Origin of the sequence: Flavobacterium sp. Leaf82, from assembly GCF_001422725.1 — a bacterium.
GTDB lineage: Bacteria > Bacteroidota > Bacteroidia > Flavobacteriales > Flavobacteriaceae > Flavobacterium.
Genome location: NZ_LMMA01000034.1, coordinates 244155 through 259127, shown reverse-complemented (window position 1 = coordinate 259127; position 14973 = coordinate 244155). Strand labels below are relative to the sequence as shown.

The window sequence follows — 14973 nt, the reverse complement described above, 5'->3', positions numbered from 1 at the left end:
ACTAAGATACTAAGTTGCTGAGTTGCTAAGATGTTAGCCCATAACTCTGAATTTAGTTTCTGAATACCATAATTGATTTACAATAACGTTGTCAAAGTTTTGAAAAAAGAGAAGCTGAAGCCTAAAAACTTAGAACCTTAGCAACTCAGAACCTTAGTACCTTTAAAAAAATGATTAAAACAGTAATTTTTGATATGGATGGTGTAATTGTAGACACTGAACCCGTTCACCGTTATGCTTATTACAAACAATTTTCAGAATTAAATATTGAAGTAACCGAAGAAATGTATACTTCATTTACCGGATTTTCGACAAAAAATACTTTCCAGACTTTAAAGGGATTTTTTCCTGCAATCGAGCACGAAGTAGAAGATTTGATTCAGAGAAAAAGAAATATTTTTAATGATGCTTTCGATACTAAAGAAGATTTATATCTATTGGAAGGTGTAGAAGATTTAATTAAAGATCTATATGCGAACGGAATACAATTGATTTTAGCTTCTTCGGCATCAAAAGTAACAATCGAGCGTGTGTTTACCAGATTTAATTTGCATCAGTATTTTACAGATATTGTTAGCGGTGAAGATTTTCCGCAATCAAAACCCAATCCGGCAATTTTTGTTCATGCAGCTTCATTATCTGTTGCTCCAAAAGAGGAATGTATTATTATTGAAGACAGTACAAATGGCGTAAAAGCAGCAAAAGCAGCCGGAATTTATTGTGTAGGATATAATAGTCACCATTCTAAAATGCAGGATTTATCAGAAGCTGATATCATTATCAATCATTTTACTGAATTAAACGCTCAAAAAATATCACAGCTAAAGGGCTGAATTATAGAAAATTTAACATTTGTTCGCTAATTGAATTTGTAAATTTGAACAAAACAAAATAAACTCAAAAATGAAAAAACTACTTATTGCATTGGCCATTATTTTGGCTCCTTTTGCTACAGAAGCACAAATAAAAACTCCACAAGCGAGTCCAAAAGGATATATCAAACAAACTGTTGGATTAACGGATGTAGAAGTTACTTATTCAAGACCGGGCGCGAGAGGCAGAGCGGTTTTTGGTAATTTAGTTCCGTTTGGAAAATTATGGAGAACAGGAGCTAACGAAAACACAATCATTAATTTTAGTGATGATGTAGTAATCGATGGTAAAACATTGAAAAAAGGAAAATATGCAATATATACCATTCCTAAAATTGAAAGCTGGGAAGTAATTTTTTACCTTTCTACAGACAACTGGGGATTGCCTGAAAACTGGAGTGACTCTTATGTTGCTTTAAGAACTACTGTAAAAGAAGATGCTTTACCAACTCCGGTTGAGACTTTTACAATTGGTATTAATGGTCTAGATCCTAATTTTGGATATTTAGAAATGGCTTGGGAAAACTCTCATGTAGCTTTAAAATTTGAAGTTCCAACTGCTAAAAATGCTATTGCAAGTATAGAGAAAACTTTAGGCGGACCAACTGCAAATGATTATTTCGCTGCAGCTACTTATTTGTTTCAATCAAACGGAAACATTGAAACTGCCAGAACTTATGTAGACAAATCTTTAGATATGAGCACTGATAAACCATATTTTATTTTAAGATTAAAATCACAAATCCAGGCAAAACAAGGTGATAAAAAAGGAGCTGTTGAAACTGCAAAAGCATCGCTTGCTGCTGCTGAAGCTGCTAACAATCAGGATTACGTAAAATTAAATAAAGATAGTATTGCTGAATGGAGCAGATAATAATTCTTTGAATTATTAATTTCCAATTAGATCCCGAAACTTTGGGACACGATATAAATCCAAATTCCAATTCAATATTGGAATTTGGATTTTTTTTTATTTATGTGTTGTGTGTGTCATCTCGACGAAGGAGAGATCGCACAAGAAATTCCTTTACCAAAAGGACAAATCTTTGGCGAGTTACGAGTGCGATCTCTCCTTCGTCGAGATGACAAAATTGTGTGTAGAAAATTAAATACTAAATAATATAGACAGACTTGTCTGTTTGTTCAAATAATTATTTTACATTTGTATTTATAAATTATTATCAATGCAACCCAAAGAACGAATTTTAGATACTGTTTCTGTTTTATTTCACAAGCAAGGTTACAATGCCACAGGTATTAACCAGATTATTGAAGAGGCAAAAGTGGCAAAAGCGAGTTTTTATCAGCACTTTAAATCTAAAGAAGATTTATGTGTTGCTTTTTTAAACGAAAGACATACTTTTTGGTTCAATTCGTTAGAAAATTTTACATTAAAAGAAACAGATTCAAAATCAAAAGTTCTGGGTTCTTTTGATTTCCTGATTTATATGAATCAGAAGGAGAGTTTCAGAGGTTGTAGTTTTCTAAATATTCTTTCAGAAATTCCGCCTGATAATCAAAAGATATTAAGTGTAATACAAAGCCATAAAAAAGATTTACGCCAGTATTTTAAAGATTTTATAAGTAATGATCTTGTTGCGGATCACATCTATTTATTATTTGAAAGCTGTATAATCGAAAGTCAGTTATTTAAATCAAATGAACTGATAGAACAATCTAAAAAAATCATCCAAACCTTAATTTCATAAAAATGGAACAAAAACTACCGTTGCCGCCTTTCACTTATGAAACGGCATTAGAAAAAATTCAGTTAGCCGAAGATGCCTGGAACAGTCAGGATCCGGAAAGAGTCTCAAAAGCCTATACGCTTGATAGCGAATGGAGAAACAGAGATCAATTTGTAAATGGACGTGAAGAAATCGTTCGCTTTCTATCTCAAAAATGGGAAAAAGAGAAAAATTATAAGCTAAAAAAAGAATATTGGGCACATACAGAAAACCGAATTGCTGTTCGATTTGAGTATGAATATCAAAACCCTGAAGGCAATTGGTTTAGGGCTTACGGAAATGAAAATTGGGAATTTGATGCAAACGGTCTTATGCAAAAAAGGTTTGCAAGCATAAATGATCTCGCAATAAAAGAACAAGACAGAAAACTAAAATAGCTTTTTAGTTCATACTTGGCGGTTCAGGAATTTTGATAGTTCTTTTAATTTTTTTTACGATTAAGAGATAAAAAGTAATTCCGCCCAAAATGATAAGCAATGCAATTTGCAATTGTCCCAGACTATTGTTTTTACTGTACATTGCATTTGCACTTGCCAATTTTGCTTTTCCTTCCTGAATCTGAATCTGGGATAATGATTCTAATGTTTTTAAGGCTTCTGTGCTTGAAACAACAATTTTATTCCAGTTTTTGTTTTCGACTTGTCTGTTGATTTCTTTGCAGGAGCTTAAAAAAACATCAAAATATTGCTTTTCCTTATTCGTTAAAACGGTTTTTGAATACAAATCATCGATATTATGAATCACGTCTAAAGTATGGAAAATCTCTTCTTTTTTTATTTTGTCACTTAAATCCAGTTTTTCAGCTTCGGCTTTTATAAAATGAAGTTCTTTAGAATATTGAAAAATATAATGCGCGACAACTAATCGATCATTAAAAATCTCATTGATGTTTTTATTTACGTTTTTCGAATTTTGAAGTGTATTAAAATTTCCCAACAAAATGATAAGCATCACAATAAGCAAAATAAAAGCAGCCTTTGTTTTATTGCTGTATTTCTTTAAATCTTTCATGATGACTTATTTTGCTAATTTGTAAATAGTTAGTTTCTCAAAGATATAGTTTTTGCCTTAGAATCTAATTTTTTAAATTTTCACTATATTATTAAACTTAAATTGCTTAAAAATTAAACCAAGTACTTACGAAATAGTGGTTTAAAAAAAAGCAACCACAATCATTGTCATTTCGACGAAGGAGAAATCACGCTAGAAATTCCATAAAGAGTCGCCAATCTTTGTCGAGTTACGCGTGTGATTTCTCCTTCGTCGAAATGACAAAAAAACTCTAGAAAAGATTGATTAGGTCAAGATTGAAACAATTAATTTTTGAATTAGAATTTTCAGGAGCTATTTCCTGCTGTTCGCTATATCTTTTTCTTGCTAAAGAAGTAAGAGCATGCAATCTAAATAATGAATCATTTAGCAATTATAGATTTTTTTACCAGTAATAAGAATATTTAAAAGCTATATTAAGTATAGGAATAAAATTAAAAACAACAAAAGTTGGATTTGCATTCAATTCTCTTAATCTTCGAGTTGTGACAGCTTGCATAGGGACAAATGTAAATAAGAAGATAAGGCAGCTATAAAATATATTAAGAATTTTTTCATTATCTAGATTTACGTTACGGTATAAATCTAATGCTAATAAGGACAGTAAAATATTTACTAAGCAATAAATTCCATATTCAATTCTACCTGATTTTGCTGTAAAAGAAGAATAAAAAAACAAAACATTTTTCAAATTTTCCACAGAATATTTTTATTTGATTTGACAAATAATCTTTTTACTCCAAAACAACTTCATCATTATCAGTTTCTTTTTTAAAAAACAGAAACTGCATTAATAACGACAATACAATAGTCAGCATTGCTCCAATAAAATTAAGCCATAAATAGCCTAATTTTTCTTGTTTGTAAATCATAAAATAGTAGATAAAAAATATGGTCATCTGACTAATTATCGCGCTGTAAAACATTGCTTTTGCTTTTACGCGTCGCAGGTAAAAACCAACTAAAAAGATTCCTAAAACAGTTCCGTAGAAAATAGAACCAATAATATTTACAAGCTGAATTAAATTCTCAAACAAAGTTCCTACGCAGGCAAAAAGTATCGCTACAACTCCCCAGAATAGGGTAAAGAATTTAGTTGCGTTTAAATAATGCTTTTCTGATTTTTCGGTTTTTAGATTTCGTTTGTAAATATCAATTGCCGTTGTAGATGCCAAAGCATTTAATCCTGAAGCCGTTGATGACATCGCTGCCGAAAGAATTACCGCCAATAATAACCCAATAAGTCCTTTTGGCAAATAATGCAGGATAAAATGGAAAAACACATAATCTTTATCATTGGTTTCGCTGGTGCTGTCGGCTCTGGAAATGATTTCTTTGGCGCGATCTCTTAAGTCTTTTTCCTTATTGGATAAAGTCACTAATTCTTTTCGCAAAATAGGATTATCAAAATCCTGATTCAACTGATCGATGTACAATAAATTAATTACTTTTTTATCTTCTGAAAGTGTGCTTAGTTTTTTCTCTAAAGCGTGATATTCTTCTTTATAAGCTGACTTTTCAATTACAATTTTATTATTCGGATTAAAATTTAACGGAACTGGATTGAATTGGAAAAATACAAAAACCATAACTCCGGTTAACAGAATAAAGAATTGCATCGGCACTTTTAAAAGTCCGTTCATGATTAAACCCATTTGGCTTTCACGAACAGATTTTCCGGATAAATAACGACCAACCTGAGATTGATCTGTTCCAAAATAGGCGAGAGCAAGGAAAAATCCACCTGTGATTCCGCTCCAGAAAGTATATTTTTCTTCCGGATTAAAAGAGAAATCTACGATATTCATTTTATCATTTGCACCGGCAATATGCAATGCGCTTGTAAAAGTCATATCATTTGGCAAATAATGTAAAATCAGGAAAAACGTAATAAACATTCCGGACATAATCACAAACATTTGTTGTTTCTGAGTCACGTTCACTGCCTTTGTTCCGCCGGAAAAAGTATAAATAATTACCAGAACACCAATCATAATGTTCATTAAAGTCAAATTCCATCCTAAAAGTGCTGACAAAATAATTGCCGGAGCATAAATAGTAAGTCCAGTTCCTAAACCACGCTGAACCAAAAACAAAATTGCAGCCAGAGAACGTGTTTTAAGATCGAATCGTTTCTCTAGGAACTCATAAGCGGTAAAGACTTTATTTTTATGATATAACGGAATAAAAGTCAAACATATAACAATCATAGCAATTGGCAATCCAAAATAGAACTGCACAAAACCCATTCCGTCATGATAAGCTTGTCCCGGAGTAGATAAAAAAGTAATCGCACTGGCTTGTGTTGCCATTACCGAAAGTCCAACAGTATACCAAGGAGTTTCATTGTTTCCTAAAATAAAATCCTCGACGTTTTTACTTCCTTTAGTTTTCCAGGATCCGTACCCAACAATAAATAAAAGTGTAACAATAAGTACGATCCAATCAAATAGTTGCATAGGTTATGAGTATAATTGCATGATTAAGAAAAAAATCACAATATAAATTGCGTTGGCTACCAAAACATAGGTGTAGCTTTTTTTCCATTTTTTTGTTTTTTTAGCTTCCATAATCTGAATATTTTATTTCTTTATTTCTTGTTTTGGAGCTTCAACCGGCTGTTTTAAAGAGATCATATTCGACAATAATCGGTATGCTCCGGCAACACCTTCGGGCAATTCTCTAAAAAAGCTCAAACCAGTGTAAATGTAATATCCTTTTCCATACGGCGCTACCAATAATGCACCATTTTTTGGAGATTCGCCTTTATCGTGCGATGATATAATAGGAGTAAAAGCGGGATCGTATTGATCCGGATAATATAAACCTTGTTCTTGTGTCCAGCCTTCAAAATCTTTTGAGCTTATTTTGTTTGGAGTGTTTAAAATAGGATGATTGGGTGCGAGAAAGGTAACTTTAGCGTTTTCTTCCGTCACACGATCATTTGAAATTTTTAAAGGATATGGTGCAATTTGATCCGTAACGGTTTTGCCATATGTATTGTATTGTACAATCATATTTTTGCCGCTTTTTACAAAATTAAAAAGGATATTTTGTTTGTTTGCCAAAGCATTTACGGTATTGTAAGCACGAACTCCGGTCATAACGACATTGAAGGAATCCAGTTTTTCGGGTGTAATTTCCTCTGGTTTTATGATAGTAACTTTATATCCCATTTGAGCCAGACTTTCCGGAACTTCATCGCCGGCACCCATAATATAAGCAATAGCATCTCCATTTGTTTTTAAATCAATTCGGATACATTTTGATTCGGCCGGTTTTAAAACCATTTGTTTTGTTATATGGCTGTAATCAATAATAGTCTCATCTTTATCGAAACGTTTATTATCAACAATTGCGATACTTTTAGCAACAGCTTCTTCAGGATTTACGGGCGGTGTAACTTCAAAATAAAAGATTTGTTCGTTTCCTTTTTTCTCTAAGCTAAAAGAAATTTCTTTAGGCGAAACACTCCAGCTTTTAGGCAATTCTAATTGTAAATTTCCTTTAATGCCATCTTTTCCGGCGCGGACTTTTACAGGAACCATTTTGCTTTTTGTACTTCCAAAAATTAGTACTTTCTCTAAAACAGAAGTAGTTACTTCAGGAACAATGTCGAGAAAATTATACATTTCGCCCTTTACACCATCATTATATTTATAAACAACGGTACGGTCAAAAGGAATTTCAATACCATTAATTTTGATATTAAACTGTACTTTAACCTGTCTGATGATATCCGGAATACCAATATTTTCCTGATTAGAAACGGTATACATTCCTACGCTTGCTTTTTCTTTTAACCAATAAGGCTGTGTGTATTCAATATTGCCTGGCAATTGAATTTGTAAATTTATTTTTTGATCGTTATTGTTTTTTAATACAATATTCTGAGTGGTATTTTTATTATCAGGTAATGAAGTTACGCTTATCAGTTGCATATCAACAGGAGATCTGTTTATCGCTTCAAGACTTAATTTAATAGTGCTTCCGGGAGTTGCTTCCTGTTCACTTGCAACAGCTTCAAGATATAATCCTGAACAAGATGCAATTATATTTTTTATTGCAGCAGATTTTAAAGATTTCCAGTGATCATCTTCAAGCGCTTCAATCATAGCATATGCTTTTACTAAATCCGGAATACTGGCTGATGGATTGCTAAAATCATATTTCGAAATAATGGTTGTAATCAAATCTCCAATAGGTTTTCCGTTTTTTACGCGGTTCCATGTAGTGTCAATTCCATCAAATAAATTATCACGGTCTTTAGGAGTATCGCCATTTATAAGTTCCAGATATTCAGTTTCCTGACCTCTTGCGCCTGTACTTCCAAAACCTTGTGACTGATGACGGCTTCTGCTTAAAGCGGCAATCTCCTGATTCGATTTTCCAATTCCGTTATAGTAAACGCCTGTTTCTAAATTTGTGAATTTTGATTTATTGGCAGCATCAAACTTTTCCTGACTTCCATAAAACCACCAGGACGGATTAAAAAATTGACGTTTTACTTGCCATGGTTTTACATATTTTAATTGATCGGGATATATTTTGGGATCGTTTGTAAGTTTAAAACTTTCGACACTTAACATTGCTGATGATGTGTGATGTCCGTGTGTTGTTCCCGGAGAACGATGATCGAATCGATTGATGATCACATCCGGTTGAAATTTTCTAATAGTCCAGATTACATCTGCCAATACTTTGTCTTTATCCCAGATTTCAAGGGTTTCATCCGGATTTTTTGAGTAACCAAAATCATTAGCACGAGAAAAAAACTGTTCGCCACCATCAATTTTTCTGGCTTCAATTAGTTCCTGAGTTCTTATTACGCCTAACAGTTCTCGCAATTGCGGACCTATTAAATTTTGACCTCCATCACCGCGTGTTAATGATAAATAACCTGTTCTGGCATTCATTTCATTCGCCATATAAGCTATCAAACGTGTGTTTTCGTCGTCTGGATGCGCGGCAACATACAAAACAGAACCTAAAAAGTTTAGTTTTTTGATTTGATTGTAAATTTCTACTGAACTTGGTTTTTGTGGTTGTTGTGCAAAAGAAATGGAAATCCCTGTTAAAAAAATAAGAAGAATCTGGATCTGAATTTTTCGCATAGCGTAGTTAGATATTTTGAAAGAGCTTCAAAAATACTAATTATATTTTTGAAGAGTAATTAAATGAAATGTTAATGTTTGGTTATTGATTTCCTTTTTCGTCAATAAACTTCATAAAAAAAGAGACTATCAGTATTTGATAGTCTCTTTTTGAAAATTTATTTAAGAAAAATTATCTTCTTCCGTGGTGATCATCGCGATCGTGTCTATCATGTCTGTCGTCTCTATCATGTCTGTCATGTTTATCATGCTTATCGTGATGTCTGTTATCATGTCTGTACTCTTTGTGAGGACGATCATTATAACCGTAAACTTCTCTTGGTCTGTAAGGTCTTTGTGGAGCTCCGTGATATCCTTTGTAATATTTTACTCTGTGACGATCAAAGTAGGTGTAAGGAGTTCTTCCGTGATAATCATTCAAAACTACTTTGTAACCTCCGTATAAATCGTAGTTTCTGTATTGTCTTGGTAAGTAAGTTGTTCTAACCCATCTTCCTCCTCCAAAATAAATAAACTGCGATGCTCTTACATCATAATAAGCTTCAATGTCTGGCAAATAGTAATATTCCATTTCAGAATATCCCTGAGGTCCCCATGCAGGAGGTGATCCTATGTTAACATTTATAGATACTTGAGCTTGTGTGGCACTTGCAACCAAAAGAAATAAACCTACGATTGCTATTTTTATTGTTTTCATTTTTTTTAGTTTTAATGTTAATGTTATTCCTGTTTAGGGATATTCATATACTGTGCCAAAAATGAAAAACAAAATGTAGTTGGTCGGAGAAAGAATGTATTTTAACGAGTGTTATCTGCGTAAGTGTTTTGTAAAGTTTTGATTTTGAAAACGTTTTCGTAAATTTTAAATTTAAAAAAAAAGATAAAAAATATTATCTGTATTCTACAGCTCTTGGTTTTGCAAGCTCAAAATTTTGTAAACCAAAATCACTAGTTTCAAATGTATTTGTTTTAAATACATTATCTCCCTGATACGGAATAGTAGGGTAGTAGGAGATCGAAAGCTGAAAAGAACTGAATACCAGATAATCATTGCTGATCAATAAACCTAAAGTGATTTTTTGATACGCTTTATTTCTTCCCATTGCATTATTTGGACTTCCTAATACGGCAATCGAATAATTAAAAAACGGATTCATACGAAATCCCCAAAGTGCATGAGGAGAATAGGTTTGGGTTTGCAAAGACAAAACCATTTTATTTGTTCCATATACTGCACTGTTAAATCCAGCGAGACCATTTTGTTCATTGATATTCAGCTGATCACCAATAATAGCTTCACGATTTGCACCTATAACAAATTTTGGATTAACAAATTGTCTGAGTTTCCAATTACCAATTTTGTAAAGTTTTGTAAAATAATTGGTTTCCATCAAAAATGCGGTTTGATACGTTTTTGATTGGTGAAAGAAAGTTCCGGCTTCAAAATTCATACTTAGAAATCCCCATCGGTAATAATTTCCAAAAGAAAATTGTGCACCGGCATAAGGTCGCCAGAATGTGTTTTTATATTGATATCCCAGAGTAATCCCGTAAATTCGACCTATAGGTACATCCTCAACCTGTCCGTTTCTAAAAAGATAAGTCTCTTTTATAAATTTACGTCTGTTAAGACCAATTCCGGTAAAAATAAATTTTTCGTCTGAATAAAAATTTGTCGGATCATAAACTTCAGATGGACTTTCGCTATAATTAACATTCAAAAAGCGTCCGGAAGCAACGAGATTTGTTATACCATTTTCGTCTTCAAATACTTTAGAAGCATGTCCTGCCCATAAATCCTGAAAATTATTTTTAAAAGGCTGATATGCATAAGTCAAATCCGGTGCCTGTAAAGTATCGCGTCTAAAAATCTGACCAACATAAGCTCCTCCAGCCCATTTTGTAAGTGGTGAGTAAAAGAGCCGTTCAACATTGATACTTTTAGTATAATTATTGTCCAGATCCATATTATAATAAAGTGTGGTACTTATATAAGTATTTTTAATATTAGGAACGGTATAAGTAACTTCATTAGCATTACGACCATCATCGAAACGATTGGTAAAACGATATTCTAATTGTTGTCCTGAACCAAAAAAGTCTTTCTCTTTTACCCCAACAGAAACACGATTACTGGAGATGGAGAATTTTGGTATTGTACTCCATGAATCCAGAACACGAATAGTTACATCTACAGAATCTGATGCAGCGCCTGCCAGTTTGTTTGTTATTCGAACCGCTGTTACATATTTCTGAGAACGTATCAAACGCTCCGATTCCTGTACTTTATAAGTATTATAAGCAGAGTTTCTTTTAAATAATAACAGATTATAAATTGCTATTTTTTTTGTTTTTAAATGCAATCTGTTTCCTGTTCTTTCTCCCCAATTTTTGGGCATTTGGGTCGTGTCAGAAATAGAATGACCAAATGGATCAAGTGTTACAATATTAATGTTTCTAATGATTTTACCATTAAAATTAGTGGTATCATTCTGTACAAGAATTTGTTCCTTTTTTTTGGTTTTTGCTGTTCTGAAAAATAATTTATGAAGCGTTTTTGTAAATTTATTTTTTTTAGAATAATTCTTAATTCTAGTATATACTTCTGTACTGTCTTTTTTATCGCGGTTGTCTTTTTTAGACTTATCAACCTGAGCATAGGTGCTTTGTAAGCAAAAGCATAACAAAATAAAAACTACTATTTTTTTGTTTACAAACATTAGATAATTGATAACTGGCTTAAAGTTGATATATAGTATGAATATAAGAAATTAATAAGACTTTTTTGTAAAATCGAAATACTATTTAGTTTTCGATCTTTGCTTTTCGGATTCTCCAGGTAAACTTTCTGGGCATGTGATTGCCCATTAAATAACCCCACGGTTCTAAGGATTCAATTCTGTCAAATATAATTTTTAGAATAGCTAAGAGAGGAATAGCTAAGAACATACCTGATATTCCCGCGGCTGCACCACCAATAATAATTCCCATGATGGAAACAAAGGCGTTTATTTCGACTTTAGAATTGATAATTAAAGGCACTAATAAATTATTGTCAATTAATTGAACGATGATGTTTACAATTAAAATCCCTAGTATAACGGAGCTTTCACCAGAGCCTGTTAATGATGCTAAAAGGGTAATAATTCCAGCAATTAAAATACCGATATAAGGAATAAGGTTTAGAATTCCGGTTATTAACCCTAATAAGATAAAGTATTTGATTCCAATAATCCAAAGTCCTAAACCTGTCAATACAGACACGACTATCATTTCTAAAATCAGACTTACGATGTAATTATTAATAGAAACTTTTATTTGTGCTAAAATGGCTTTTAGGTTTGCATGATCTTCTTTATTAACCAGTTTAGCTAAAAACAAAATAAAATGATCTTTATATAAAAGGAACAGAAAAGTATAAATAGGAATAATGGTGCAATCTACAAGTAAATCGGTTATAGAAACTAATGCAGAGCCTATAGTTGCTTTTCCATTTTGTACAGAATCTTTGGCAACGGTATCAATATATTTTTTTTGTTCACCAATGCTTACATGAAAATTATCTTTTACAAATCTATGAATGTCTGTAATAAACTTATTGGCATTCTTTTTTATAGTGTCAAAATCATTTGCAATATCACTTACCTGATAGGAGATAAAAACCAAAATACCTACGATACAAGCTGCAAAAAGTAAAATACAGCAAGCAGCGGCTAAATGTCTCGGGAATTTTAACCGGGAATTTAAAAAAGTAAAAATGGGCACTAATAATACGGCAAATAAAAATGCCATTAGTACTGGTGTGATAATATCTTTGCCAAGGCAAAATATAAAAGCAAAAGAAATTAAGCTAACAAGTATAAAAGCAAGTTTAGCATAAAACGGTAATTCTATGTTACGAATCATTTTAGTTGGTGAATTAGTAAAAACTAGTAATTGGTAAAGCAAATATTATATTTTATTTAAAAAATATCGTTTTAGCTTTTTAGTATTAGTTTATAAAATTCCCATTATGATTTTAGTCAAAAAACTCTTTGTCTTCGTAATGTGTAGGTATAATCGAGATTCCTTTTTGTAATAAGAGATTATTGGGAAAAATAATTTTTTCGCCTTCTTTTGTTCTTAAATTAACGTGAAATGCGCTAATATCTTCGATCTCTGCTTCGATAGGAAAATCTTTATCATGAATTTTGATTGTATCGCCAATTCTAAAAGGAAACGAAAAAAACAGTATCATTCCGGATGTTATATTGCTCAAAATAGACCATTGTGCAAACATAGCCACACCAATCACGGTCGCAATTGAAGAAACTGTGATAAAAATATCCTTTGTATCAACACCCCAAATTACAATCAAACTTATGGTTACCAGTATATTCATCAAAATCTGAATATATTTGATTACCAAATTAGTTCGATGTTCTAATAAATGACTTGTACTGGCGTAACGGCGTATTAGTTTTGCGATAATAACTCTTAACGCAACTAAAGTAAAAAGGAGAACAATGGTACTTAGAATTTCCTGACTATATTCTTTAAAAGAAAACATAAATAATTTTTTACACTAAAGTACTCAAATATTCGTAAACTTTGGCTGTTGGCAAGCCCATAACATTTGTATAAGAACCTTCAACTTTCTCAACTGCCATAAAACCAAACCATTCCTGAATTCCGTAAGCACCCGCTTTATCGTAAGGTTTGTAGTTTTCGATATAATATAAAATTGCCTCGTCTGATAAATCTTTAAAAGTAACTTTTGTAACATCATTTATAACAGTAGAAGTAAAGCTTGTTCTAAAACATACTGATGTAAAAACTTCGTGTGTAGTATTCGACATCGATTTGATCATTTCAAAAGCTTCTTCGGCATTTTTAGGTTTACCCAGTGCTTTTTTATTATGCCAAACGATGGTGTCGCTGGTTACTAAAATCTCATTTTCTTTAAGTTCTCCGTCAAATGCACTCGCTTTTAGTGCTGCCAAATAATCTGTTATTTCGACTGCTTTTAATTCTGGAGGATATATTTCTTCAATCTCTTTTAACCGAATCTCGAAATCAAGGTCAAGATCCTTAAAAAATTGCTGTCTTCGAGGTGATCCGGAAGCCAGAATTAAAGTATATTTTTTTAATTTTTCTTTAAGCATTGTATTTGATATTTAAGGTAATAACCAGAATTGATAAAATTCCGAAGAATAAAATTAGTTTTAAAACAGTACTCAAATGATGATAATCCTTACTTGTTTTTGCTGAAACTATTTTGATAATAAAATATAAAAGAGGCGCCAGTACAAAAGCAAAGGCATAAAATGTAGCTATAAAAAGATTGTTCTCTACAAAGTATTTATTAACATAAAGTAAGCAGGAAATAAAAGGAATAATAGCAAAAGCCACCGCTACTTTTGCAGCACGACTAATACCTATTGCAATTGGTAATGTATTCATTCCTTGATTATAATCACCATTTACGTCCTCAATATCTTTAATGATCTCACGAATAAAATTAATCATAAAAGCAAACAGGGCATAATCTACAAGTATAGAAAAAAGACTTGCCATTTGCGCCTGATTCTCTGAATTAGTTGCCGGAAAAAGATCAAAGACTCCAATAATAAGAACGCTTGCAGAAAGTAGCAATGCGACAACAAAATTGCCCAGAATCATGATTTGTTTTAATGTTGTGGCATAAAAATAAAGCAAAGATGCAATCAGTATAAAAAGTGATGCAAAACCTGGTCGCAAAATAATATTTGATAAAAGAAATCCAATCGCAACTCCGGTGATATTAAGCCCAATGTAAATATTATAAGCTGCAGTTTCAGAAATTCCTTTGCCAATTACTACATCCTGAGGCTTGTTGATTGTATCCGTAAAAACATCGTAAATATTATTGATAACATAACCTGCTGCGGCCAATAAAATGGTACTTAAAACCAATAACCCGTATTGCCAATCGGCTAAAGCCAAAGGAATATCCTGTTGTTTTAAAAATGCATATCGAAATAATAGCTGCATAAAAGCAAGCATCAAAAGGTTTTTGTATCGAATGAGTTTGAGGAATTTCATTTTTTTTAAGTTACTGAGTGGGTAAGTTGCTAAGGTTCTAAGGTTTTGAACTGTTTTAAACTATGCCAAAGTTAAACGTTGAAGAGAGTTGCAAGGTTATTTATTTAAACTGAAAACTGAAACTGA

At 32.2% G+C, this 14973-nt stretch carries 14 protein-coding genes; 4 read left to right on the top strand and 10 right to left on the bottom strand.

Annotated features, from left to right (window positions below; all coding sequences use genetic code 11):
• The first annotated feature begins 170 nt into the window (after positions 1–170).
• From ASF10_RS20880 to ASF10_RS20865, 4 genes are all read left to right on the top strand, one after another.
• Positions 171–833 (top strand): HAD family hydrolase, encoded by a 663-nt coding sequence (locus ASF10_RS20880; RefSeq protein ID WP_056253662.1) that lies wholly within the window; start codon positions 171–173, stop codon positions 831–833.
• A gap of 70 nt (positions 834–903) precedes the next feature.
• On the top strand, positions 904–1746 hold the full coding sequence (locus ASF10_RS20875; protein ID WP_056253659.1) for a DUF2911 domain-containing protein: 843 nt from the start codon (positions 904–906) through the stop codon (positions 1744–1746).
• Between the two features lie 310 nt (positions 1747–2056).
• Positions 2057–2581: a TetR/AcrR family transcriptional regulator gene (locus ASF10_RS20870; RefSeq protein WP_056253658.1), complete on the top strand. Its 525-nt coding sequence runs from the start codon at positions 2057–2059 to the stop codon at positions 2579–2581.
• A 2-nt stretch (positions 2582–2583) separates the two neighbouring features.
• Positions 2584–2997 (top strand): nuclear transport factor 2 family protein, encoded by a 414-nt coding sequence (locus tag ASF10_RS20865; protein ID WP_056253655.1) that lies wholly within the window; start codon positions 2584–2586, stop codon positions 2995–2997.
• Positions 2998–3001: 4 nt separating this feature from the next.
• On the opposite strand, the gene ASF10_RS20860 is transcribed toward ASF10_RS20865, so the two are convergent.
• The 10 genes from ASF10_RS20860 to ASF10_RS20815 all read right to left on the bottom strand — a co-directional run bounded on the left by ASF10_RS20860 (position 3002) and on the right by ASF10_RS20815 (position 14847).
• Positions 3002–3631, bottom strand: coding sequence for an MCP four helix bundle domain-containing protein (locus ASF10_RS20860; protein ID WP_056253652.1), 630 nt, complete (start codon positions 3629–3631; stop codon positions 3002–3004).
• 424 nt (positions 3632–4055) lie between these two features.
• A complete protein-coding gene (locus ASF10_RS24735; protein ID WP_056253649.1) occupies positions 4056–4370 on the bottom strand; it encodes a DUF805 domain-containing protein in 315 nt (104 codons plus the stop codon).
• A gap of 34 nt (positions 4371–4404) precedes the next feature.
• Positions 4405–6129, bottom strand: coding sequence for a sodium:solute symporter (locus ASF10_RS20850; RefSeq protein ID WP_056253647.1), 1725 nt, complete (start codon positions 6127–6129; stop codon positions 4405–4407).
• 123 nt (positions 6130–6252) lie between these two features.
• Complete coding sequence (locus ASF10_RS20845) at positions 6253–8784, bottom strand: PIG-L family deacetylase (RefSeq protein ID WP_056253644.1); 2532 nt, start codon at positions 8782–8784, stop codon at positions 6253–6255.
• Positions 8785–8956: 172 nt separating this feature from the next.
• Positions 8957–9481, bottom strand: coding sequence for a hypothetical protein (locus ASF10_RS20840; protein WP_056253641.1), 525 nt, complete (start codon positions 9479–9481; stop codon positions 8957–8959).
• A gap of 193 nt (positions 9482–9674) precedes the next feature.
• Positions 9675–11504, bottom strand: a complete 1830-nt coding sequence (locus ASF10_RS20835; protein WP_056253639.1) for a hypothetical protein — start codon at positions 11502–11504, stop codon at positions 9675–9677.
• A gap of 85 nt (positions 11505–11589) precedes the next feature.
• Positions 11590–12690 (bottom strand): AI-2E family transporter, encoded by a 1101-nt coding sequence (locus ASF10_RS20830; protein ID WP_056253637.1) that lies wholly within the window; start codon positions 12688–12690, stop codon positions 11590–11592.
• A 112-nt stretch (positions 12691–12802) separates the two neighbouring features.
• On the bottom strand, positions 12803–13333 hold the full coding sequence (locus ASF10_RS20825; protein WP_056253635.1) for a mechanosensitive ion channel domain-containing protein: 531 nt from the start codon (positions 13331–13333) through the stop codon (positions 12803–12805).
• Between the two features lie 10 nt (positions 13334–13343).
• Positions 13344–13928 carry a Maf-like protein gene (locus ASF10_RS20820; RefSeq protein WP_056253634.1) on the bottom strand — a complete coding sequence of 195 codons (585 nt, stop codon included), beginning with the start codon at positions 13926–13928 and terminating at the stop codon, positions 13344–13346.
• On the bottom strand, positions 13921–14847 hold the full coding sequence (locus ASF10_RS20815) for a geranylgeranylglycerol-phosphate geranylgeranyltransferase (RefSeq protein WP_082472478.1): 927 nt from the start codon (positions 14845–14847) through the stop codon (positions 13921–13923). Before ASF10_RS20815 ends, ASF10_RS20820 begins: the two co-directional genes overlap by 8 nt.
• Positions 14848–14973: the final 126 nt, after the last annotated feature.

Coding starts and splice junctions, on each gene's coding strand:
- ASF10_RS20825 (WP_056253635.1), bottom strand. CDS start 13,333: ATGTTTTCTTTTAAAGAATATAGTCAGGAAATTCTAAGTACCATTGTT.
- ASF10_RS20875 (WP_056253659.1), top strand. CDS start 904: ATGAAAAAACTACTTATTGCATTGGCCATTATTTTGGCTCCTTTTGCT.
- ASF10_RS20845 (WP_056253644.1), bottom strand. CDS start 8,784: ATGCGAAAAATTCAGATCCAGATTCTTCTTATTTTTTTAACAGGGATT.
- ASF10_RS20835 (WP_056253639.1), bottom strand. CDS start 11,504: ATGTTTGTAAACAAAAAAATAGTAGTTTTTATTTTGTTATGCTTTTGC.
- ASF10_RS20830 (WP_056253637.1), bottom strand. CDS start 12,690: ATGATTCGTAACATAGAATTACCGTTTTATGCTAAACTTGCTTTTATA.
- ASF10_RS20860 (WP_056253652.1), bottom strand. CDS start 3,631: ATGAAAGATTTAAAGAAATACAGCAATAAAACAAAGGCTGCTTTTATT.
- ASF10_RS20870 (WP_056253658.1), top strand. CDS start 2,057: ATGCAACCCAAAGAACGAATTTTAGATACTGTTTCTGTTTTATTTCAC.
- ASF10_RS20850 (WP_056253647.1), bottom strand. CDS start 6,129: ATGCAACTATTTGATTGGATCGTACTTATTGTTACACTTTTATTTATT.
- ASF10_RS20820 (WP_056253634.1), bottom strand. CDS start 13,928: ATGCTTAAAGAAAAATTAAAAAAATATACTTTAATTCTGGCTTCCGGA.
- ASF10_RS20880 (WP_056253662.1), top strand. CDS start 171: ATGATTAAAACAGTAATTTTTGATATGGATGGTGTAATTGTAGACACT.
- ASF10_RS20840 (WP_056253641.1), bottom strand. CDS start 9,481: ATGAAAACAATAAAAATAGCAATCGTAGGTTTATTTCTTTTGGTTGCA.
- ASF10_RS20815 (WP_082472478.1), bottom strand. CDS start 14,847: ATGAAATTCCTCAAACTCATTCGATACAAAAACCTTTTGATGCTTGCT.
- ASF10_RS20865 (WP_056253655.1), top strand. CDS start 2,584: ATGGAACAAAAACTACCGTTGCCGCCTTTCACTTATGAAACGGCATTA.